Raw genomic sequence first — 21,380 nt, forward strand, 5'->3', positions numbered from 1 at the left:
TTTGATCCGCCGCAACTTCTAATCACAGGACTGAACATGTCAAACCGTGTTATCTACCCCGGAACTTTCGATCCAATCACTTATGGCCACAGTGATTTAATTACTCGCGCCGCGGGTTTATTCGATGAAGTGATTGTCGCGATTGCGGCCAATCCCAGCAAACAGCCCTTGTTTGATCTTGATGAGCGCGTGCATCTGGCCAGAGAGGTAAGCGTCCACCTTACGAATGTCAAAGTCATGGGATTTAACGGGTTACTCGCCGAATTTGCCAAAGAGCAGCAAGCTAATATTTTACTGCGCGGGCTACGGGCGGTTTCTGACTTTGAGTATGAGTTTCAGCTGGCGAACCTCAACCGGCGTCTCAACGCCCAGCTTGAAAGTGTCTTTCTGACACCAGCTGAACAGTTTTCGTTTCTATCCTCGACTATCGTCAAAGAGGTTGCCATGCATCACGGCGATATCAGCCAATTTGTCGCACCTGTCGTGGTCGATGCCCTCAAAGCTAAATTTAACCGCCCTTAGACGATTAACGGCGTTTTTGACAATTTGGGCAGTAGAAGGTATTCCGCTGTCCTATTCGCAGACTTTTAATCAAGCTGGCACACTGATGGCAACGCTCGCCCTCACGCCCATAGACATTCAACTCTTGCTTAAAATAGCCGGGTTTGCCATCGGCACTAGAAAAATCACGCAACGTGGTTCCCCCTTGGGTAATGGCTGCCGCTAATACCTGTTTAATGGTCTGAGCTAAGCGCTGATAGCGACTTAAACCAATTTGTCCAGCAACCAACTGAGGGTGCAACCCAGCCATAAACAGCGCTTCACTGGCATAGATATTTCCTACTCCTACCACCACATGGTTATCCATAATCAGTTGTTTCACCGCAACGCTACGCCCGCGGGAACATTGATAGAGCAACTGCCCCGAAAATTCGTCAGTCAATGGCTCTGGGCCGAGTTTGCTCAATAATGGATGGCCCTCAAGGGGCAATTCCCACCAGAGCACAGCACCAAAGCGGCGCGGGTCGGTCAACCGTAAACATTGCCCACTGGCCAAAACCCAATCGACATGATCATGCTTTTGTGCTGGCACATCGGCATCTAACACGCGCAAACTGCCAGACATACCCAAATGAATAATACACACGCCAGCTTGGGTCTCTAGCAGCAGATATTTAGCGCGGCGCTGCACACTAAGTACCACTTGATCGATCATATGGGCAAGCGTATCGGGAATAGGCCAACGTAATTTGGGCTGGCGGACAATCACGTCGATGACGCGTTGCGCACGCAAATGCGGCTCAATGCCTCGACGGCTGGTTTCAACTTCAGGTAATTCAGGCATAAAAAACTCTATGGATGGCGGCTGAACAGGGCATTGTAGCTAACTTGATCAAGCTTTAATAATTGCCCTTGCCAGTTGGTAATAAAATAACTGTCGCCTTTTTTAAACAGGGTCAATTGTAATGGGCTACTACGATTAACCAAATACACTTGAATCGACTGACCTGAGACGCCAGCACCAATCGCTTTAGTCCACTCGGGCAAGGTAATATGCAGCCAAGCATCCACGGTAATCACAGGCCGACCAGCATCGGGTTGACTGCGCCAACCAGTGCCAACCCGTTGGATCACCCGCTGAGGAAGGTCAATTTCTAACACGACTGCATTAGGAGGGAGTATACGGCGATGCCCTGATGGTAACGCGGCGCTCGATGATTTGGTCGAGTCTTTATTGACGATCGATGTATCATCATTGCGATTGAGGTGATCACTGGTCAAACGAAATAATAACATCATGGCGAGCACCACAAAAATCACTACATTATTCCAGCCCTGTCGACCCAATCGCATATTGTCTCTTCCATCTTATATGTATTTATTGAACTCGCGCGGCTTGATTTGAAACGGCGTATCCCGCTTATGCTTTGTAACGGCGTTTTGCATTGCATTTAACGGCCATTATTATCGCGCTCTTGGCGCGTCATTGAGCCAGCTTAGCGCTTATATATCCGTCAGTATAACCAGCTTCGCAGTGATTCGCATCGCCCAATGTGGCTAAATAAAATTTTATGACAGGCATAAAAAAACCCGAGCTATCGACTCGGGTTCTTCGCAAAACAACATCAATTACTTGATTTTGCCTTCTTTGTACATAACATGCTTACGGACAACGGGATCGTATTTTTTGATCTCCATTTTTTCAGGCATGTTACGTTTGTTCTTATCAGTTGTGTAAAAATGACCTGTACCGGCTGATGAGTTCAAACGAATTTTTTCACGTGCACCTTTCTTAGCCATAATTTAAGTTCCTTAAACGTTTTCACCACGACTACGAAGATCAACTAATACAGCGTCGATCCCTTTTTTGTCGATGATCCGCATTCCTTTGGTAGAAATACGCAGTTTAACAAAACGTTTCTCGCTTTCGACCCAGAAACGATGTGATTGTAAATTAGGCAAAAAACGACGACGAGTACGGTTTTTTGCGTGTGATACGTTGTTACCAACGGCTGGCTTTTTACCAGTAACTTGGCATACTTTAGACATGTCAGTCTTCTCCAAAAATTACTTCTGCTCGAGCATCTGTTTGCCCCGTGAGGCCGTCGCCCGGGACGACAGAAAGGCCGCATTTTATACAGTAAAACGCACGTAATATCAACAAAAAGATCACTTTACGTTGAAATTTTAAGCTAAATCCATCCTCGCTGCGCAAACGAGACGATCTGCCCACAACCAACAACGATATGATCGAGTACGCGAACATCAATCAGTGTCAGTGCTTGAACCAGCTTATCGGTAATCATACGATCCGCATGGCTTGGCTCGGCAATTCCAGAAGGATGATTGTGCGCCAATATCACGGCGGCGGCATTGTGCTCCAATACCTGTTGAACCACAACCCGCGGATAAACACTCGCCGCATCGATGGTTCCATAGAAAATCGGCGCGAATTGTAACACCCGATGCTGATTATCCAAAAGCAATAATGCAAATACCTCGCGATTAAAGTGGCTTAATTCACTTTGCAGGTAGTCAAACGCGAGCTGTGGATTGTTCAATGAGTCCCCGCGCTGCAGGCGATCATGCAAATACCGACGGCTCATCTCAAGGGCTGCTTGCAACTGACTATATTTTGCCAGCCCAACCCCATGATGGGTACAAAATGAGTCCTGACTGGCACTAAGAAGCGCTCGAAGCGAACCAAAATCACTTAACAAGTGACGCGCCAACGCCACTGCATCCATTCCTTGACAGCCAGTTCTTAAAAAAATGGCAAGTAATTCGGCATCCGATAATGCCTTCGCCCCTTGGGCCAATAACTTCTCTCGGGGACGCTCAGAAGCGGGCCAGCTTAAAATGGTCATCACGGTATCATCCGTTAACTTATCAGTAATTGATAAATTAATCATTTAATGGCTATTCTGTCAATTTATCAAGTTGCCATTGTTCGAACTGTTGGTCATATGCACGCGTGGCATTTAAGGTTTAACAGTACCCGCGGGCAGTTGTGCATAATCAGTTCTTCACCATTTTTTTTATGGTAGAGTAACGTCAGTTTTTATAACGGATTGGTGTCCCGTGCTTGCTCAAAAAAAGATTCTTCTTGCTGCCAGTGGCGGTATTGCTGCGTATAAATTACCTGAAATTGTCCGTGCTTTACGTAAACGCGGCGCACAGGTTCGCGTTGTGTTAACCGAGCATGCGGCTCATTTTGTCTCGCCCATGGCGCTGCAAGCCCTCAGTGGTTATCCGGTCGCTCAAGCGTTAATGGACCCAGCAGCAGAGCTGTCGATGAGCCATATAGAATTGGCGAAGTGGGCCGATGTGGTGCTGTTGGCACCAGCCACCGCCAACTGCATGGCCAAAATGGCTCATGGCATTGCCGATGATTTAGTCACAACTCTCTTATTGGCTACCCCAGCACCTATTGCTATCGCACCGGCTATGAATCAGCAGATGTATCGCGCCCACGCAACCCAAGCCAATCTGGCATTATTGCGCTCGCGCGGCGTGGTACAGTTCGGCCCCGCCGATGGTGAACAAGCGTGCGGCGATGTTGGCCCAGGGCGGATGCTTCAACCCGATGAGTTAGCTGATGCGCTAAACGCGATGCTTACTCCGCCAGCCAAGCCTCTGGCGGGTTGCCAGATGACGATCACGGCTGGCCCCACTCGTGAAGCAATCGATCCGGTACGTTACATTAGCAATTACAGCTCAGGAAAAATGGGCTATGCCTTAGCACAAGCAGCAGCTAAATTAGGCGCGCAAGTGTCGCTGATTAGCGGCCCAGTCCACCTTGCTACTCCTGCGGGGTGCCAGCGCATTGATGTCAGTAGCACTCAACAGATGTATGATGCGGCCTTACGCCTTGCTCCCAAAAGCGATATTTTTATCGCCTGCGCGGCCGTAGCCGATTACCGAGTTGCTGCGGTTGCTGAGCAAAAAATTAAAAAAAGTGATGAGCAAATGCGGCTGACGTTAGTGCGTAACCCTGATATAGTCGCAGCCGTTGCTAACTTAGCAGATAAGCCATTTGTGGTCGGTTTTGCCGCGGAAACACAAGATGTGGCCTGCTATGCGAAAGACAAAATGCAACGAAAACATTTAGATATGATTGCCGCTAACGATGTGTCTCAACCTGATAGTGGATTTAATGTCGATGACAACGCACTGCACGTGTTTTGGGCTGATGGCGAGCAATTATTACCGAGAGCTGATAAATACCAATTGGCTGAACAATTAATGCAACTGATTACGACCCGATACCAGCATGAAACAAATTGAATTAAAAATCCTCGACCCTCGCGTGGGCCAAGAATTTCCACTACCAGCGTATGCCACCCCTGGCTCAGCTGGCATGGATTTACGGGTCTGCATCGATACGCCGCTTACCCTAGAAGCAGGCCAAAGCGTGTTATTACCAACTGGATTAGCTATCCATATTCAAGATCCAACTCTGGCGGCAACTATTTTGCCCCGCTCAGGGCTAGGTCATAAGCATGGGTTAGTCTTAGGCAACTTAGTTGGACTTATTGACTCAGATTACCAAGGTGAATTAAAGGTATCCTTATGGAATCGCAGTCAAACGCCTTATACTATCGAACCGGGTGAACGGGTTGCACAGCTGGTCATTTTACCGGTTGTTCAAGCTCAGTTTGCACTGGTCGATGAGTTTAACCAAAGCGAACGTGGCAGTGGTGGATTCGGCCACTCTGGAAGCCACTAAGCAACCTTTTCTCGCGCTAATCAGATAATCAGGAAGTCAGAATGGCGGGTAAACCCAAAACTAATCGTCGTGAACAGATCCTTCAAGCGCTAGCCGTCATGTTGGAAACCAGCCCAGGCAAACGCATCACTACGGCACGACTAGCCAGTGAAGTCGGTGTTTCAGAGGCTGCGCTTTATCGTCATTTCCCGAGTAAAGCGCGGATGTTTGAAGGGTTGATCGAATTTATCGAAGACTCGTTGCTCTCACGGATCAACATTATCCAAGGCGAAGAAAAAGATACGCTCACACGCTGTGAACACGTCTTGCAGCTATTGCTTGGGTTCGCTGAGCGTAACCCTGGTATCACCCGGTTACTTAACGGTGATGCGCTGCAAGGGGAGCATGAACGGCTGCGCGTTCGAGTCGATAATCTCTATGATAAAATTGAGCTACAACTCAAGCAGATTTTGCGTGAAAAACGTCTGCGCGAAGGTCATGGTTTTAATCTTGACGAGGGGCAACTGGCCAACTTATTGCTCGCTTATGCCGAAGGTCGGATCGCACAATTTGTCCGCAGTAATTTTGAACTCAAACCCACCGCGTACTTTGAATTGCAATGGCAGTTTATTCATCAACAATTACTGCAAAGCTGACGCTTCTGCGATGATCATTCATCATTGATCATCGCACGATTGGTTTGCTTTCGTCTGCCATATCGCCAGTACAATGATACCTTTGATAAACCTATCGTAGTATAACAATGCCAAGCGCCATTTACTGACATCATTGAGCGCTAATCACTTAGCGCATCAAACAAACACTTGTGCTAAATTCATGTTGAGTCAGTTCATTGTTAATTACCAAAGGAATGTTATGGATATAATCAGTCATGCCACCAGTTGGCTGACCAATAATGAAGGATTGGTCATCGAGTACGTCGTAAATCTAGCAGCAGCATTACTAATACTCGTTATTGGTTTTATCGCCGCAGGTCTTATCGCCTCAAGCATCGAACGGTTGATGAATAAGCGCAAAATCGACCGCACCATCAGCTCATTTACCAGCTCGATGATTAAGTACACTTTCGTTGCGTTTATTCTTATCGCCGCATTATCAAGACTCGGCGTACAAACTGCATCCTTTGTGGCCATCTTAGGTGCAGCGGGTTTGGCCGTTGGTTTAGCCCTGCAAGGTAGTCTCTCAAACTTTGCAGCAGGGGTGCTCATTGTTGGCTTTCGCCCCTTTCGCGCAGGTGACTATGTGGAAGTATCAGGCACCGCAGGTACTATCCAAGATGTCCAGATCCTAACCACAACACTCACCACACCTGATAATAAAGAGGTGATCGTTCCCAACGCCAGTATTTTTAGTGGCCATATCATCAACTACTCACGCCATGATAAGCGCCGCTTAGATTTGGTAATTGGCGTCAGCTATAAATCAGATTTAGCAAAAACTAAAGCCGTGCTCAAAGCTGTTCTTGATCAAGAACCTCGACTATTGAGCGATGAAAAAGTCACTATCGGGGTGTTAGAGCTAGCCGATAGCTCCGTCAATTTTGCGGTGCGTCCTTGGGTGAGAACCCCAGATTACTGGCCAGTGCGCTTTGACCTGCTTGAAGCGATTAAAACTGCCCTCGATGAAGCCGAAATTGAAATTCCATTCCCGCAAATGGATGTCCATTTTGATAAAAGTGAACTGCAATAAACTCTTTCACAATGCGCCCTTTCAAGGGCGCTCACATCCGCTATATGATTATTCCCCTCACTCGACCACGATCAATGTTCAACAACCAAAGACTAATCACCTGCCATATCTAATTTTTTAAGCTGATTATTTTTATAAAGTAACGTTCAACAGCGTTATTGCAACATTCGACAGCAAACACGCCATGGATGTAATAAATTTGTTTACTTTGTGATCTTCAATATGTATGATACACACAATCAAATGGAGATGGGTAAATCTTAACCAGCTCATTTGAACATTATACTGCTCGATACACGATGTATCGTTCTCCAAGAGTTAGACCCGAGGAACCGTGATCAAAAGGCTCTTGTAACAATGGTCAATATCATTGCCCATGAAGGAGAACACCATGAAAAACTTAACTAAAATCGCTTCAACAATCGCCTTTATCGCCGCTTTAGGTGCCGTTAGCACCACTGCCATGGCTGCAACAAGTGATCAGTGTAACAACAATGATTCACAGGCGACTCAAATAATGAGCCTCAATAGTCAGGCAACTAGCAATTGGCAAGCAACCAAAGACAAATTCCAGATTGGTCGCTACTACCATTAATTAAGCATTAGTTCAGCCGAATAGCGCTGCGCAATCAGGGGCAATATCAATTGCCCCAATCAACGCTTATCCATGCGAGCAACCACCTCAGTCATTCCATCGCCCTTCTCAATCTTTGAATCATTGCAGTAAAAACACCTTCAAAACGCCCATCAATCTTTGTCACTGTTTTCATATTGCACTATTTTATGGCGCCAAACATGTTAAGCATGTGTGAAATTTAACAGACTGTTAAACTTTATTTTAGTGACACACATCACAATTTAGTGTTTAATGTTTATAGAAAGTAACCGGAAGGTGATTTGATTCTGCAATAAACTCACACTTGTTACATATATGTAACAGTGTTATATTGATTATGTAGATGGAAGACCTACTGGTTACCATCGCTGTAACCCTCAGCCTAAAGGTTCCCATGCCGTGGCTGCTGACCCACATATGTTCGCCAGCACCAGACTGTCAACCCATTTGACCGTTACAGCATTCTAAAAACCCTGAATGATACAGGTTTACCCTTCGAGGAGAATGCTATGAAATTGATTATTGAATTTTTTAATGCCGTGATTATTGCCACTGTTGGTTTATTTAGCTTAGAAGCGATCAGCGTCCAATATAATACCCGCTCAAATGAACGCTCAGCTTCAACACCCACCGAATAATCGCCATCTCGACCTCAACACGAAAGTGATGATGGTAAGGCAAAATATAATGGAACTTATGTGGATACACTACTCGTTCAGTCAACGAGTAGTGTATTGATTAGTCTGCTAATTTCACGCCATACTGATGTTGATAGCCTTCAACGGCCGCTAAGGCCTCAGGGTTTTGCCCCTGCTCTTGGAGATACGCAATCACATCTGACAACGTGACAATCGCGATGACAGCTGCACCACTATCACGCTCAACTTCCTGAATCGCTGACAATTCGCCCTGCCCACGCTCTTGACGATCCAGTGCAATCAATACCCCGGCCAGTTGGCAAGGATAATGCTCAAATAGTGCCAATGACTCACGAATCGCGGTGCCGGCGGTGATCACATCGTCTACCAACATCACATTTCCCTGTAAAGGCGAGCCCACCAAATTGCCCCCTTCACCATGGTCTTTAGCTTCTTTACGGTTAAAGCAGTAAGGTTTATCAATATCGTAGTGCTCATCCAGTGCAACCACGGTCGCGCTTGCCAACGGAATACCTTTGTAAGCAGGGCCGAATACCAGATCATACTCGACCCCAGCATCCACCAACGCCGCTGCATAAAAGCGACCTAAGCGCGCCAAATCACTGCCTCGATTAAATAACCCAGCATTAAAAAAATAAGGGCTAACACGACCAGATTTAAGGGTAAATTGACCAAACTTGAGCACCCCACGACTGAGCGCAAATTCAATAAACTCTTTTTGATAAGCCTTCATCATTGTCCCTTATGGTTTTCATTAAGCACTTGGCGCTGCAGTTCAAAAATCGAATCAATGCCGCCTTTCGCTAGTGCCAACAGTTTTAACAATTCATCATGACTAAATGGTTCACCTTCAGCCGTGCCTTGAACCTCAATCATGCGGCCATCTTCACTCATCACCACATTCATATCTGTTTGCGCATTGGAATCTTCAACGTATTCCAGATCGCAACGTGGCTCACCATCAACAATCCCTACGGACACGGCTGCAATCAGATACTTCATGGGGTTCACTTTCAATTTGCCTTTTTGTTGCAACCACCAAATCGCATCCATCAACGCCACACACGCCCCCGTAATCGATGCAGTGCGCGTACCACCATCGGCTTGCAATACATCACAATCGAGGGTAATGGTGACCTCACCCAATGCTTTCAGATCAACCGCAGCGCGTAATGAGCGGCCAATCAAACGCTGAATTTCCAAGGTCCGACCGCCCTGTTTGCCGCGGGAAGCTTCACGCGCCATCCGCGATCCGGTCGAACGAGGGAGCATCCCATATTCAGCCGTAATCCAGCCCTGTCCCTTACCTTTCAAAAAGCGTGGCACACCATCTTCAACGGTCGCCGTACATAACACTTGGGTATCCCCGAAAGTGACCAGTACTGACCCTTCCGCGTGGCGAGTGTAGTGACGAGTGATTGAAATCGGGCGAACATCGCTTAACGCTCTGTCATTTGGACGCATCATAATTACCTTGTAGCATGAGAGATATGACAAATTATACGGATTTTCTCCGCCCTCGGCCATGAATCACACTGACGAGTCAGTTGATAATCGTTATAATCGAGTAAATTTTCCTCATGGACTCAATTGAATGATTCATAGTATGACCGGATATGCCCGCCGCGAAATTTCAGGCGATTGGGGCACTGCTGTCTGGGAGATCCGCAGCGTCAATCAACGTTATCTAGAAACTTACTGGCGGATGCCAGAAAATTTTCGCGGCCTTGAGCCCCAACTACGCGACAAAATTCGTAAACAACTGCAGCGAGGCAAAGTTGAGAACAATCTACGCTTTGAATCCAACCAACATCAGCAAGGCGAACTCAAACTCAATAAAACCCTAGCCAATCAGCTTATTCAAAGTGCCGAGTGGGTTCAGCAGCAATCCGGTGGGCAGATCAACCCCGTCGATATTTTACGCTGGCCAGGCGTGATGGAAACCCCAGAGCAAGATACCGACACCATTAGCCAAGAGTTAGTCACAGCCTGGCAGGAAACAGTCACTGACTTTATCGCCAGCCGTGCTAGTGAAGGGGATAAGATCCAAACCATGATCGAAACCCGCTTAAATACCATCACCGAGCAGGCTGCATTTGTCCGTTCACGTCTTCCCCAGGTCATCGAATGGCAACGAGAAAAACTACGCACTCGTTTAAGCGAAGTGATGGCAGAGCTGGATGAAGGCCGGGTTGAACAAGAGATCATTTTATTGGCGCAAAAACTCGATGTTGCCGAAGAATTAGACCGCCTCGACGCGCACGTCAGCGAAACTTACGCCATCTTAAAAAAAGGCGGTCCTTGCGGCCGACGCCTCGATTTTATGATGCAAGAGTTCAACCGCGAAGCGAACACCTTAGCCTCTAAATCCATCGACGCCGAAATCACCAAAGCCGCCGTGGAACTGAAAGTGCTGATTGAACAGATGCGCGAGCAGATACAGAATATTGAATAATTTTCCCTTGTTTTCCAAAGTGTTACAGTCTATTACAAAGCCCTATATTTAAAGGGCTTTGTATTTTTATTCCGCTCTTACCCGTTTCATCTTGTTTCACCCAAGCGGTGAGTTAACTGGTGAGTAATGCCTCGCTATACTTACATCAAATGGTGAGTATTTGGAAGTCATGTGGCATCTATGACAGCAAAGCAGGTGGCCGCACTTGCAAAATCAGGTGAACCAACTAGAAAGTCCGACGGAAAAGGACTCTACTTTGTCGTTCCAGATTCAGGAGCGCCCTACTGGGCCCTTCGATATAGTGGAAACGGTAAACGTAAACAAATGACTCTGAGTCAGTACCCAGGCATGTCTTTGGCCGATGCAAGATCAGAAGCCGAAGTTTTCAAACGTGACTTAAGGCAAGGAGTAGATCCCCTCATTGCAAAACAGCGTCAAAAGTGGACTGGAATCATATCGGTCGATGATTTATTTGAGGATTGGTATAAAAATGATTTAGCGCCAGGCTAAAGCATCCCAACATTCCAGCTCGAATATATCGGAAGGAGATTAAGCCAGTAATTGGCGAGTTTAAAATTCAGGACGTAACGGCTCTAGATGTTCGAGAGATAATTCAAAGAGTTAGGGATAGTGGCCGTCTAACCATTGCAAATGATACGCTTGGCTATGTAGTGGTCAATCAGTTCCAAAAGCCGAATCTGGCATCCCCCTCATAACAGCAAGGAATGTGAGAGCGGGTTATATAGACTTCAGTAATCAAGAATATATTGATAATGAAGCGTTTGAGAGCTGGATGACGAGAGGGATTCCTCAGTTTGGAGACATTCTATTTACAACAGAAGCTCCGCTAGGAATGGCCTGTAAATATCCCAAAGATGGGGTATTTGGTGTTGGACAACGAACCGTGACATTACGAGTAAACGAAAAGTTAAATTCTGATTTTTTACTATATTTTCTTCTGTCAGAAAAAGGGCAACTTTTAATTGATTTAAGGTCGTCTGGCTCAACTGCAAAAGGCATCAAATCTAGCGAACTAAAGAAAATTAAAGTCTATTTTCCTGTTATTGTTGAAGAGCAACAAAAAATCGCCTCAGCCCTCACTGCAGTCGATAAAGAAATCAAACTACTCGAAGTCAAACTGACGCATTTCAAGCAAGAGAAAAAGGCATTGATGCAGCAGTTGTTAACAGGGAAGCGCAGAGTGAAAGTGGATGATAAGGAAGTTTCATGATCAACCATAAAAGACCACGGACTATTCAAATTTTTCTACCTAGTGGCGACCCTGCGGGGATTCGCATTGCTGAGCAAACAACATCGATTATTCGTTTAATTGAAGTGCCGCGCAGTGACATTGCTGAGTTTGTAAAAATGCCTGAAGCCAAACAAGTTGGACTGTATTTTTTAGTCTCTGGCGATAGTAAAGACGAGCTGTATATTGGGCAGTCGGGCGATGTGGGTAGCCGATTAATGCAGCACTACAAAGATGAAAAAAAGGATTGGGAGCGAGCATTGGTATTGGTGTCGCTCACAAATAACTTAACCCAAACCCATGTGCTGTATTTAGAATCTCTGTCGATAGAAAAAGCAAAACACTGTCAGCGTTATGAGCTACTTAATGGTAATGGCGGGCAAAAACCTTACACGCCTATTCCGCTTAAAGCGGATTGTGATGAAATTCATGAAATTGGCAGTTTGTTGTTAGCCACCCTTGGCTACCCCATTTTTGAACCACTGACAGAAGCATCACCGACCAAAACCGAACAAGTCTTTTCATGCAGTCGCACTGGAGTTGATGCTAAAGGTATTTACACTAATGAGGGAATGGTAGTATTAAAAGGCTCGTCAGCCCCCATGATCACGAAGCGCAAAACAGAACAACGCTTTTATGATAAGCGCGACCAGCTATTAGCCAAAGGGGTTATTGCAGAGCAAAATGGTCGCTTTGTATTTCAGCGAGATTACCTGTTCCCCACCCCCAGTGGTGCTTCGATGTTTTTGTTACTCGCCAGCTCTAATGGTTGGGTTGACTGGAAAACAGAGCAAGGGATTACATTACACGACCATCAAGGTCGTACACTTGAGTCAGCCAGTGAGCAGATAAATAACATTGGCTAAGCAGTAAAGGTTCAGAATTAATGAATAAAATTTTAATGACAGGCCATTTAGGACTGATTGGGCGTCATTTATCCCCCCTATTATCTCAACTTGGTTATGAAGTGATTGGCTTTGATATTGCTGATGGAACGGGTGATATTTGTAATACATGGCAGTTAAGCCAAGCATTAAATGAATGCTGTGGCGTAATACATTTAGCGGCTGTTTCGCGTGTAGTTTGGGCGCAGAACGATCCTGAAAAGTGCTGGAAAACTAATGCACTCGCCAGTGAGCAACTTCTTAAATTAGCAGCAAACAGTACACATAAACCTTGGGTACTGGTTGCCAGTAGCCGTGAGGTTTATGGCGAGCCAAAAACTTTACCCGTCACAGAAACCATGCCTTTAGTACCGGCTAATATTTATGGTCGTTCTAAGCTTTACATGGAAGATGCCGCATTAAGCGCACGCAGTGCGGGTATTAACACCGCTATAGTTAGGTTAGCTAACGTGTATGGCTGCACGCTTGACCATGAAGATAGAGTATTACCAGCGTTTAGCAAAAATGCGGCGTTAGGCGTTGATTTACGTGTTGATGGCTTTGAGCATTTATTTGATTTTACCCATGTAGATGACACAGTAGCTGGTTTAGTCAAAGCCGTCACATTATTAAATGAAGGTGAAAAACAATTACCCCCCATTCATTTATTACCTGGACATGGCACAACCTTAAAAGAAGCGGCACAAATAGCCATTACCGCTGCAAATAGCTCATCAACCATTATTGAGTCAGCGTCTCGTACTTACGATGTAACTCGGTTTATTGGCGACCCATCTCGCGCTAAATCGCTACTTGGTTGGCATGCTAGTGTTCTACCTGAACAAGGGATTGCAAGGTTAGTTGACGCATATAATAAAAAATTAAAATTAGGAGCGCATTCGTGAAAATATTAAAAGTCATCCATGGCTACCCTATGCTGTATAACGCAGGTTCTGAAGTTTATTCTCAAACTATTTGTCATGGGTTGGTTAAAAAAGGGCATGAGGTTCGTGTGTTTACCCGTGAAGAAGATGCATTTAGGCCCGATGGCGATATAAGAATTAGCTATGATGATTATGTGCCTGAAATTGTATTACACCTTGTTAATAACCCTCGCCATAGAGATAGATATCGTTTAGCGATTATAGACCAAAAATTTGCCGAATTATTAGATGAATATTGCCCTGATATTGTTCATATTGGTCATTTGAATCATTTGTCGACCTCTTTGGTGTTTGAAGCAAAAAAACGCAATATCCCTGTTGTTTATACGTTGCATGATTACTGGCTGATGTGCCCGCGTGGGCAGTTTATGCAAATGCACTCTGCTGACGACAATCTTTGGGCGGCATGTGACGGACAAGAAAATAAAAAATGTGCCACACAATGTTATGCCCGTTATTTTTCAGGCGATAAAGAAGAGTTAGACCAAGATATTGCTTACTGGAAAAACTGGGTTGAACGCAGAATGCGCCACGTAAAAGAGGTTATTGAGCATGTTGACCTATTTATTTCGCCTGCCAAATATTTAAAAAACCGTTACGAAAAAGACTTTGGCTTGCCAAAAGATAAAAGCATTTACTTAGATTACGGTTTTGATCGCTCTCGTATGTTAGGCCGTAAGCGAGCTGAAGTCGAACCATTTACTTTTGGGTATATTGGTACGCACATTCCGGCTAAGGGTATTCATCAATTAATTGAGGCATTTGGTAAAATAAAAGGTGATGCCATTTTACGTATTTGGGGCCGTGATAGAGGTCAAGATTCTCGTGCATTGCGTGCTATTGCTAAAACATTGCCAGTCGAAAAACGAAACCGTATTCAGTGGATGCCAGAGTATGAAAACCAGAAAATTGCTGTTGATGTATTTAGCAAAACCGATGCGATTGTGACGCCTTCGGTTTGGGTTGAGAATTCTCCGCTTGTTATACATGAAGCGCAGCAGTCAAAAGTGCCAGTGATTACAGCCAACGATGGCGGTATGGGTGAGTATGTTATAGATGGTGTAAACGGTCTAACCTATGAGCATAGGAATGTTGATGCGTTAGCTCAAAAAATGCAGGTGTTTGTTGATGATCCATTGTATGCAAGACAGCTTGGTGAAAAAGGTTATGCATTTAGTGATGATGGTGAAATTCCTTGCATAGACCAGCATATTATTGACTTAGAGGCGTGCTACAAGGAGTTAATGCAATGAGGGAAACCGATTTTTGGCGCATTACCTTAGACACTAACCCTGATACCTGTAATTTAAAATGTGTTATGTGTGAGGATCATTCGCCTTATTCTGATAAGCCTAAACTGCGTAAGCAGCAAGGACGATTACGCCCTAATATGGATAGAGTGATGCTTGAGCAGGTGATCCGCGATGCAGCTGCAATGGGCATTAAAGAAGTAATTCCCTCAACAATGGGTGAGCCTTTACTATACCCTCATTTTAATGTGTTTTTAGACTTGTGCCATGAGTTAGATTTATCGTTAAATTTAACCACTAATGGCACATTCCCTGGCCCCGATAAACACTACAATGTTGAATACTGGGCTGATCGTATTGTGCCTATTGGAAGTGATGTAAAAATTTCGTGGAATGGGGCAACTGAAGCCACCCATAGTAAAATTATGATTGGTGCCCAATTAAACGAACATATTGAAAATGCAAAACGCTTTATTGCCGTTAGGGATAGCTTGGCTGAGCATCATTATTGTTCCATGACAATGCAACTGACGTTCTTACGCAGCAATTTAGAGGAAATTCCTCAAATGGTGGATCTCGCTATTGAACTGGGATTTGACCGAATAAAAGGTCACCAGTTATGGGCACATTTTGATGAAATAGCGACTGAAAATTTACGTAACGATATCGTGTTTGCAGAGCGTTGGAATCAAGTCGTCAAGTATTGCCATGAGCGAGTTGAATTACACAATAAAACCGCATTAAGACCTTTTAAACTCGATAACTTTTCTGAACTACATATAGATAACTTAGACGATATAGCACCGAATGGTCACTGCCCATTTTTAGGCAAAGAGATTTGGATTGATCCATCGGGTCGTTTTAATGTGTGTTGTGCGCCTGATCAAGAACGTAAATCATTGGGGGAGTTTGGCTCAGTTGCTCAGTCGTCACTTTCAGAGTTAGCGCAAAGTAAGCAGTACGTTGAGTTGATGAATACATATCAAGATCACCCTCTGTGCAAGCAATGCACTATGAGGCGCGTGTAATGAGTACATTAACTAAACTCTCTGTTTCAGACGATTGTAGGTATCATACTTTTGCTGATGGCACAGCAGCTTACCATGCACGCTTTGATGAGGTTTTATCATTTCATGGTATAGACAACGCGTATCAAGTTGCGCCTGTTTTTTTAAATGGCCAAGCATGGCACATAGACGAAACAGGCGAAGCAATTTACCCGCATAAATTTCGTCGTACTTTTGGTTTTTACTGCGGCTTAGCGGCTGTAATAGAAAATGATGATTGGTTTCATATATCTCCTAATGGCTTTGCAATTTATGCACAGCGCTATGCCTTTGTAGGTAATTATCAACAGAATATTGCTGTTGTATGCGATAGAGATGGTTTTTACTTTCATATCGATAAGTCAGGCCAACCTCTTTACGAAAATAAATGGCATTACTGTGGGGATTTTAGAGAAGGTATTGCCGTTGCTCAGGCTGAAAATGGCCTTAGTACACACATTGATAAGCAAGGTCGGTTTATTCATTCATTTTGGTTTTTAGATTTAGATGTTTTTCATAAGAGGTTTGCAAGAGCCAAAAGCGATGATGGTTGGCATCACATTGATAAAAATGGCAAACCTATTTATGCACAGCGCTATGCGAGTGTTGAACCTTTTTATAATGGGTTTTCTCGCGTTGAAACCTTTTCAGGGGCACTGCAAATTATTGATGAACAAGGCGATGTAGTTAGAGAGCTTAGAGCTGCAAATAATGATGATTTTGGAGCTTTATCAGCCGATATGGTTGGTTACTGGCGAACCTTTACCATTGCGACGGCCGCAGACTTAAAAATATTCGACTACTTACCTAACGACACAAGCCAGTTAGCGATACAAACAAATACCCTAGAAAAAAGGTTAACTCGCTTGCTTAATGCCTTGGGAGAGTTAGGGCTTGTAAAATGCGAACAGACCGTTTGGCATGTATTACCCAAAGGTGCTTTTTTAACGACTAACCATACTATGTCGCTTGCTAGCGCTGCGACAGAATATCGCGGTGAGTTAATGCAAAGGTGGCACAACCTTACGCAATTAATGCAAGAAGACATTGAAAATGTTGATATTTTTAAACAAGTTAGTCTATCTGATGAGCATACTGCAATGCATCACAATATGCTGCGCAGCTATGCATTAAAAGACTATCAAGAACTTGTTTGTTATTTAGATATTGAAAAAGGCGATGTTGTTTTTGATGCTGCGGGAGGCGTTGGCTCATTAGCACAGCTTATTCTAGATCAGTTTCCGTCAACAAATGTGATTTTGGGTGACCTACAAGGTGTAATCAACTCTAGTAACTTCAGCAATAAGATAGCCTTTGACCTTTTTGAAACATGGCCTGTTAAAGCAGAAAAAATTATGCTGGCTCGTGTGCTTCATGACTGGAACGATGCAGATGCTTTGCAAATTCTTTTAAATGCAGCTGATGCATTACAAAATAATGGTGCGATTTATGTATTTGAAATGCTACTGGATGAGCACAGCTTTGGTGGTTCGCTTTGCGATTTACATTTACTCACGGTGACGGGTGGCCAAGAAAGAACCAAAAGCCAATTTGAGGCGCTATTTAAAAAAGCAGGGCTTTGTATTAATACTGTTATTAAAAAAGATAGCTTAGTAACGGCAATGAAATTAATACGAGAATAGAAAATGAAAAGAATACTCATTGTAAGGCATGCTGCGCGACCCGATATTTTACCGAACACCGTTGGTAATGATGTAATGCTGACTGATGAAGGTATAGAGCAAAGTAAATTATTTGCTTCGCTAATAAACGACCAAGTATTGAGTATTAAAACAAGCCCTATTGAGCGATGCATCCAAACAGCTGAACTCATAGCCCAAACCACCAATTTTAAAGTTGATGATATAGAGCAGTGTCGCTTACTAGGAGATCCTGGTTTCTTTATTAAAGATGCTGACTTAGCTTGGCTACATTGGCTGAAAAAAGGTCATGAAGCCGTCAATTTACATTTGCTTTCAGGTACTGAATCATGGGATGGTTTTTATGATTTAAACAATTCTGTTGAAAGTATTTTTAGTGATATAAAAACGCTATTAAGTAACTCGGCTAATGGAGTACACCTGTGGGTTACCCACGACACAATATTAGCCACTTTAGCGGCTCGCATTGGAGATTCAAGATTAACGCTCCAAGACTGGCCTAATTTTTTGGGTTACTTGGAAATAAAACTAAATAATGACCAAATATATGTGAACTATTCGCAAAAACCTAATTTAGTAGGTGAGGCAATTTAAGGATGATTAGGCACAATGACAAGCATTAAATTTCAAGAAGAATTCAGTGAAAAAATTCCCGCGCTTTCGTTGCTTACTAACTTAGGCTATAGTTTTATTCCACCGAGTGAATGTGAAGCCTTGCGAGGTAATACCTTAGCAAGCGATAAGAAAAGTACCCATCAGGTTGTGTTATTACCTATCATGCGTGCCTTTTTAACCAATCAGACTTTTTCGTTTGCAGGTAAAGAGCATAAGCTATCAGAAGCGGCTATTGATAAGGTGATGCACGAGCGGAACCCTGCCATGAACCTTGGGTTAAAGGCCGCCAACGAAAAGATTTATGATGCGTTGATGTATGGCGTGAGTGTTACTGAATTTATTGATGGTAAAAAGCCTCCCCCACCATTAAGCTGATTGATTGGCATAACATTGATAACAGCCAATTCCATTTTACTGAAGAATTAGTGGTTCAAAATGCCGAAGGCACTGGCAATCGTATCCCTGATATTGTGTGCTTTGTAAATGGTTTGCCATTAGTTGTAATTGAGGCGAAACGCCCAGATTCGAACAAAGAAGGTAAATCGACCAATAGCGAGGCGATTTCTCAGCATATTCGCAATCAAAGTCAGGCAGAAATTCCTCATTTGTATGCTTACAGCCAATTACTGTTAGCAATAAATGGGCATGAAGGCTTATACGCGACCTGCGGCACACAAGATAAATTTTGGGCTAAGTGGAAGGAAGAGCAAATTCCTGAAGCTGAATTTGTCAGGCTTAAAAACCATACGCTAAGCGATGAGCAATTAAATGCGTTGTTTAATCATCGCCCTGCCAAGGATAAAACAGATTACCTATCGCTTATTGCAGCAAGTGAGCTGACCGTGACCGACCAAGATAGGTTGATTGTAAGCCTGTTACGTCCTGAGCGCTTATTGGATATGACTCGCCTGTTTACCTTGTTTGATAAAAAAGCAGATAAGATTGTAGCGCGTTATCAGCAAGTATTTGGTATTAAAGCGTTGATGAGCGTATTAATACCGTTGATGATACAGGCGCTCGTGAAGGCGGTGTTATTTGGCATACCACGGGCAGTGGCAAGTCGTTTACTATGGTGTTTTTATCGAAAGCGCTTATTTGGCTTGAAGAGCTAGCGCAGTGCCGCGTAATTATCGTTACTGACCGCGTGGACTTAGAATACCAACTAAGTCGTACCTTTGCCTCTGGCGGCGTATTAACAGACCGCGATAAAAAAGATGCGATGGCGACAACGGGTAAGCGTTTGGCTGAGCAAATTGGTAAAGGTAATGAGCGAGTTATTTTCTCGATTATTAATAAGTTTGGCTCTGCGATAAAACATAAAGACTGCTACAACGACAGCCCCAATATTATTGTATTAGTGGATGAAGGCCACCGTAGCCAGAACGGCGAAAATAATATCCGTATGCAGCAGACGCTGCCTAAAGCCGCTTATATTGCCTTTACGGGTACGCCACTGTTAAAAGACGATAAAACCCATGCCCTGCCATCCTTGTGGATCGGTCTGATGTTCAAGAACACTTCGCTATATGACGCTACGCGCATCGGTGGCTCTTGATGGTCGGGCCGTGACCCTGTTTGCTGGCAAAGCGCTCACCATTGGCTTGTGAAGCCTATGTGTACAAAGGGCTAGATAAAGGGCGAAAAGCGAAGCGTCACAGCAGAACCCGCCAAAAACACGCCGCCACTCATCTATACCAACGCAGTGCAAAAGAGCCTTGGTTACTGGTTACCAATGTCCCTCATTCGATTTTAAATCAGGTTCAACTCACCAGGCTTTACGCGAAACGAATGCAGATCGAAGAGTCATTCCGCGATTTGAAAAGCACGTCTTATGGTATTGCACTTCGACACAATCGAACCCGCTGTACAAAACGTTTAAGTATATTGTTACTGATTGCCTTATTGGCTGAAATCTTGATGGGATGGAACGGCCTCATTGCTGTTCAGGCAAAGTGGCATTTGACTTTCAAGCCAACAGTATCAAACACCGAAAAGCTCTCTCGATACCTCGACTAGGACGGGAGGTTCGAAACCATCGGCGATATCAAATCAATCAGTCCCACTATCAATGGGCAATAAATGAGTATCAACGGCTCACACACAATGCAGGGCTTGAAAAATTATGAGGGAATACGTCAAGTATTTAATACCTTGTATTTAGAAGATATTTTTTATTCTATGCACCCAAAGAAGTTCACGGTTGACCTGAAACTGTCTATTGGACTGCCTGCAAAAAATCGGCAAAGAAAAAATAAGAGCGCTTAGAGTTTGAATGAGGTTTGAAGCACTCGATATTGCTGTTCTTTTAGTCAATAAATGAGATAATCTATCGGTTTACTTCAAGTATCCAAAGAACGGTCAAAAGGCTATCTACACCACCAATGCCATTGAGGCCACTCATCATCGGTTCCACAAACTGACTCAAACGAAAGGTGGCTCCCGAATGAAAACAGCTTGATCAAGCTGCTATATGCTGCATATTGACTGCTTTGAACAAATGGATCTTGCCAATCCAGACCTGAAACATGACATTTTCTCAACTAGCGGTTCCTTCATTAAGTATCAAATGTTATTTTTTTGAAACAATTTGAAACAATCTGAAACTCTTTGAAACCAACAAAAATATTTAATTGCAGTATAATTTATATGCTAGGATTTTTATTTTATAAATATTTGTTTTTATTGGAATTTTTTTTGTGATTCACCCCTAAGTTTTGCCTCAAAATCGATCTAATCACTGCAAGTTTTTACAACCTCACGTATATTAGCCCCACTCGCTTTGTCCTTATCACTATTAAACGAAAGCTGAGCATGTTTTCAATGGCGTAGTGTCATCGTGATTTTTTATGCAGGATCTTCTGCACTTGGGTTGCGAGAAATTATACGTTTGACGGCTGTTATTTTGGGGGGAGATTTCCCTCATGGAGGATCGTTTAATATTTGGCTAGTCTGCCAGAGCGCGATGTGTCACCCGGTTTTGATTGGGTTTGTCTGTGGTTCCGGCTTGTAGCTATAGATTTTAGTTTTTGTATCGAAGCCTTTAAAGCTTTGATTAGGGGCCTGTTGATATTTCGCGGCAAAT

The 21,380-nt window shown here is 44.0% G+C and carries 24 protein-coding genes and 2 pseudogenes; 19 read left to right on the forward strand and 7 right to left on the reverse strand.

The genetic code is table 11. The features are described 5' to 3' along the window. The first annotated feature begins 36 nt into the window (after positions 1–36). Positions 37–522: a pantetheine-phosphate adenylyltransferase gene (gene coaD / locus ABUE30_RS18310; protein WP_408625283.1), complete on the forward strand. Its 486-nt coding sequence runs from the start codon at positions 37–39 to the stop codon at positions 520–522. A gap of 4 nt (positions 523–526) precedes the next feature. On the opposite strand, the gene mutM is transcribed toward coaD, so the two are convergent. From mutM to radC, 5 genes are all read right to left on the reverse strand, one after another. Continuing rightward, positions 527–1,345: a bifunctional DNA-formamidopyrimidine glycosylase/DNA-(apurinic or apyrimidinic site) lyase gene (gene mutM, locus ABUE30_RS18315; protein ID WP_408625284.1), complete on the reverse strand. Its 819-nt coding sequence runs from the start codon at positions 1,343–1,345 to the stop codon at positions 527–529. Positions 1,346–1,353: 8 nt separating this feature from the next. Further along, positions 1,354–1,854, reverse strand: coding sequence for a hypothetical protein (locus ABUE30_RS18320; protein ID WP_408625285.1), 501 nt, complete (start codon positions 1,852–1,854; stop codon positions 1,354–1,356). 276 nt (positions 1,855–2,130) lie between these two features. Continuing rightward, complete coding sequence (gene rpmG, locus ABUE30_RS18325) at positions 2,131–2,301, reverse strand: 50S ribosomal protein L33 (RefSeq protein ID WP_408625286.1); 171 nt, start codon at positions 2,299–2,301, stop codon at positions 2,131–2,133. 12 nt (positions 2,302–2,313) lie between these two features. Then, entirely contained in the window at positions 2,314–2,550 is a 237-nt protein-coding gene (gene rpmB, locus ABUE30_RS18330; RefSeq protein WP_408625287.1) for a 50S ribosomal protein L28, read from the reverse strand. Positions 2,551–2,693: 143 nt separating this feature from the next. Beyond that, positions 2,694–3,368, reverse strand: a complete 675-nt coding sequence (gene radC / locus ABUE30_RS18335) for a RadC family protein (RefSeq protein WP_408625316.1) — start codon at positions 3,366–3,368, stop codon at positions 2,694–2,696. 214 nt (positions 3,369–3,582) lie between these two features. On the opposite strand from radC, the gene coaBC reads away from it, so the two are divergent. From coaBC to ABUE30_RS18365, 6 genes are all read left to right on the forward strand, one after another. Further along, a complete protein-coding gene (coaBC, locus tag ABUE30_RS18340; RefSeq protein ID WP_408625288.1) occupies positions 3,583–4,788 on the forward strand; it encodes a bifunctional phosphopantothenoylcysteine decarboxylase/phosphopantothenate--cysteine ligase CoaBC in 1,206 nt (401 codons plus the stop codon). Beyond that, a complete protein-coding gene (gene dut, locus ABUE30_RS18345) occupies positions 4,775–5,230 on the forward strand; it encodes a dUTP diphosphatase (protein WP_408625289.1) in 456 nt (151 codons plus the stop codon). Before coaBC ends, dut begins: the two co-directional genes overlap by 14 nt. A 41-nt stretch (positions 5,231–5,271) precedes the next feature. Beyond that, entirely contained in the window at positions 5,272–5,865 is a 594-nt protein-coding gene (slmA, locus tag ABUE30_RS18350; RefSeq protein ID WP_408625290.1) for a nucleoid occlusion factor SlmA, read from the forward strand. 220 nt (positions 5,866–6,085) lie between these two features. Further along, positions 6,086–6,919: a small-conductance mechanosensitive channel MscS gene (mscS, locus tag ABUE30_RS18355; RefSeq protein ID WP_408625291.1), complete on the forward strand. Its 834-nt coding sequence runs from the start codon at positions 6,086–6,088 to the stop codon at positions 6,917–6,919. 391 nt (positions 6,920–7,310) lie between these two features. Further along, positions 7,311–7,514: a hypothetical protein gene (locus ABUE30_RS18360; protein WP_408625292.1), complete on the forward strand. Its 204-nt coding sequence runs from the start codon at positions 7,311–7,313 to the stop codon at positions 7,512–7,514. 530 nt (positions 7,515–8,044) lie between these two features. Beyond that, a complete protein-coding gene (locus ABUE30_RS18365; protein WP_408625293.1) occupies positions 8,045–8,173 on the forward strand; it encodes a hypothetical protein in 129 nt (42 codons plus the stop codon). A gap of 100 nt (positions 8,174–8,273) precedes the next feature. Here ABUE30_RS18365 and pyrE read toward each other — a convergent pair whose 3' ends face one another. Together pyrE and rph are read right to left on the reverse strand one after the other, a co-directional pair. Beyond that, the gene (gene pyrE, locus ABUE30_RS18370) at positions 8,274–8,927 is read right to left on the reverse strand and encodes an orotate phosphoribosyltransferase (protein ID WP_408625294.1); all 654 of its coding nucleotides are present in this window, start codon (positions 8,925–8,927) and stop codon (positions 8,274–8,276) included. Continuing rightward, positions 8,927–9,658 carry a ribonuclease PH gene (gene rph / locus ABUE30_RS18375; protein ID WP_408625295.1) on the reverse strand — a complete coding sequence of 244 codons (732 nt, stop codon included), beginning with the start codon at positions 9,656–9,658 and terminating at the stop codon, positions 8,927–8,929. The genes pyrE and rph overlap by 1 nt, the downstream gene beginning before the upstream one ends. A 130-nt stretch (positions 9,659–9,788) precedes the next feature. On the opposite strand from rph, the gene ABUE30_RS18380 reads away from it, so the two are divergent. The 12 genes and pseudogenes from ABUE30_RS18380 to ABUE30_RS18435 all read left to right on the forward strand — a co-directional run. After that, a complete protein-coding gene (locus ABUE30_RS18380) occupies positions 9,789–10,649 on the forward strand; it encodes a YicC/YloC family endoribonuclease (RefSeq protein WP_408625296.1) in 861 nt (286 codons plus the stop codon). A gap of 180 nt (positions 10,650–10,829) precedes the next feature. Continuing rightward, the gene (locus tag ABUE30_RS18385) at positions 10,830–11,159 is read left to right on the forward strand and encodes an Arm DNA-binding domain-containing protein (protein WP_408625297.1); all 330 of its coding nucleotides are present in this window, start codon (positions 10,830–10,832) and stop codon (positions 11,157–11,159) included. A gap of 217 nt (positions 11,160–11,376) precedes the next feature. Beyond that, positions 11,377–11,880: a restriction endonuclease subunit S gene (locus ABUE30_RS18390; RefSeq protein ID WP_408625298.1), complete on the forward strand. Its 504-nt coding sequence runs from the start codon at positions 11,377–11,379 to the stop codon at positions 11,878–11,880. Further along, positions 11,877–12,764: a GIY-YIG nuclease family protein gene (locus tag ABUE30_RS18395; protein WP_408625299.1), complete on the forward strand. Its 888-nt coding sequence runs from the start codon at positions 11,877–11,879 to the stop codon at positions 12,762–12,764. The genes ABUE30_RS18390 and ABUE30_RS18395 overlap by 4 nt, the downstream gene beginning before the upstream one ends. 20 nt (positions 12,765–12,784) lie before the next feature. Beyond that, entirely contained in the window at positions 12,785–13,687 is a 903-nt protein-coding gene (locus ABUE30_RS18400; protein ID WP_408625300.1) for an NAD-dependent epimerase/dehydratase family protein, read from the forward strand. Further along, positions 13,684–14,979, forward strand: coding sequence for a glycosyltransferase (locus ABUE30_RS18405; protein ID WP_408625301.1), 1,296 nt, complete (start codon positions 13,684–13,686; stop codon positions 14,977–14,979). Before ABUE30_RS18400 ends, ABUE30_RS18405 begins: the two co-directional genes overlap by 4 nt. Then, positions 14,976–16,004: a radical SAM protein gene (locus ABUE30_RS18410; RefSeq protein WP_408625302.1), complete on the forward strand. Its 1,029-nt coding sequence runs from the start codon at positions 14,976–14,978 to the stop codon at positions 16,002–16,004. The genes ABUE30_RS18405 and ABUE30_RS18410 overlap by 4 nt, the downstream gene beginning before the upstream one ends. Next, positions 16,004–17,665: a methyltransferase gene (locus tag ABUE30_RS18415; protein ID WP_408625303.1), complete on the forward strand. Its 1,662-nt coding sequence runs from the start codon at positions 16,004–16,006 to the stop codon at positions 17,663–17,665. Before ABUE30_RS18410 ends, ABUE30_RS18415 begins: the two co-directional genes overlap by 1 nt. A 3-nt stretch (positions 17,666–17,668) precedes the next feature. Next, positions 17,669–18,277, forward strand: a complete 609-nt coding sequence (locus tag ABUE30_RS18420; RefSeq protein ID WP_408625304.1) for a histidine phosphatase family protein — start codon at positions 17,669–17,671, stop codon at positions 18,275–18,277. Positions 18,278–18,292: 15 nt separating this feature from the next. After that, positions 18,293–19,772: pseudogene (locus ABUE30_RS18425) on the forward strand (HsdR family type I site-specific deoxyribonuclease); the annotation flags it as partial. Between the two features lie 101 nt (positions 19,773–19,873). Beyond that, positions 19,874–20,314 carry a transposase gene (locus ABUE30_RS18430; protein WP_408625305.1) on the forward strand — a complete coding sequence of 147 codons (441 nt, stop codon included), beginning with the start codon at positions 19,874–19,876 and terminating at the stop codon, positions 20,312–20,314. A 307-nt stretch (positions 20,315–20,621) separates the two neighbouring features. After that, a pseudogene (locus ABUE30_RS18435) lies at positions 20,622–20,814 on the forward strand (transposase); the annotation flags it as partial. Positions 20,815–21,380: the final 566 nt, after the last annotated feature.

The organism is Celerinatantimonas yamalensis (genome assembly GCF_046054155.1).
Lineage (GTDB): Bacteria > Pseudomonadota > Gammaproteobacteria > Enterobacterales > Celerinatantimonadaceae > Celerinatantimonas > Celerinatantimonas yamalensis.

Coding starts and splice junctions, on each gene's coding strand:
- rpmB (WP_408625287.1), bottom strand. CDS start 2,550: ATGTCTAAAGTATGCCAAGTTACTGGTAAAAAGCCAGCCGTTGGTAAC.
- ABUE30_RS18385 (WP_408625297.1), top strand. CDS start 10,830: ATGACAGCAAAGCAGGTGGCCGCACTTGCAAAATCAGGTGAACCAACT.
- coaD (WP_408625283.1), top strand. CDS start 37: ATGTCAAACCGTGTTATCTACCCCGGAACTTTCGATCCAATCACTTAT.
- ABUE30_RS18400 (WP_408625300.1), top strand. CDS start 12,785: ATGAATAAAATTTTAATGACAGGCCATTTAGGACTGATTGGGCGTCAT.
- ABUE30_RS18410 (WP_408625302.1), top strand. CDS start 14,976: ATGAGGGAAACCGATTTTTGGCGCATTACCTTAGACACTAACCCTGAT.
- slmA (WP_408625290.1), top strand. CDS start 5,272: ATGGCGGGTAAACCCAAAACTAATCGTCGTGAACAGATCCTTCAAGCG.
- mscS (WP_408625291.1), top strand. CDS start 6,086: ATGGATATAATCAGTCATGCCACCAGTTGGCTGACCAATAATGAAGGA.
- ABUE30_RS18320 (WP_408625285.1), bottom strand. CDS start 1,854: ATGCGATTGGGTCGACAGGGCTGGAATAATGTAGTGATTTTTGTGGTG.
- ABUE30_RS18420 (WP_408625304.1), top strand. CDS start 17,669: ATGAAAAGAATACTCATTGTAAGGCATGCTGCGCGACCCGATATTTTA.
- ABUE30_RS18395 (WP_408625299.1), top strand. CDS start 11,877: ATGATCAACCATAAAAGACCACGGACTATTCAAATTTTTCTACCTAGT.
- rph (WP_408625295.1), bottom strand. CDS start 9,658: ATGCGTCCAAATGACAGAGCGTTAAGCGATGTTCGCCCGATTTCAATC.
- mutM (WP_408625284.1), bottom strand. CDS start 1,345: ATGCCTGAATTACCTGAAGTTGAAACCAGCCGTCGAGGCATTGAGCCG.
- ABUE30_RS18365 (WP_408625293.1), top strand. CDS start 8,045: ATGAAATTGATTATTGAATTTTTTAATGCCGTGATTATTGCCACTGTT.
- ABUE30_RS18415 (WP_408625303.1), top strand. CDS start 16,004: ATGAGTACATTAACTAAACTCTCTGTTTCAGACGATTGTAGGTATCAT.
- dut (WP_408625289.1), top strand. CDS start 4,775: ATGAAACAAATTGAATTAAAAATCCTCGACCCTCGCGTGGGCCAAGAA.
- rpmG (WP_408625286.1), bottom strand. CDS start 2,301: ATGGCTAAGAAAGGTGCACGTGAAAAAATTCGTTTGAACTCATCAGCC.
- ABUE30_RS18360 (WP_408625292.1), top strand. CDS start 7,311: ATGAAAAACTTAACTAAAATCGCTTCAACAATCGCCTTTATCGCCGCT.
- radC (WP_408625316.1), bottom strand. CDS start 3,368: ATGACCATTTTAAGCTGGCCCGCTTCTGAGCGTCCCCGAGAGAAGTTA.
- ABUE30_RS18380 (WP_408625296.1), top strand. CDS start 9,789: ATGATTCATAGTATGACCGGATATGCCCGCCGCGAAATTTCAGGCGAT.
- pyrE (WP_408625294.1), bottom strand. CDS start 8,927: ATGAAGGCTTATCAAAAAGAGTTTATTGAATTTGCGCTCAGTCGTGGG.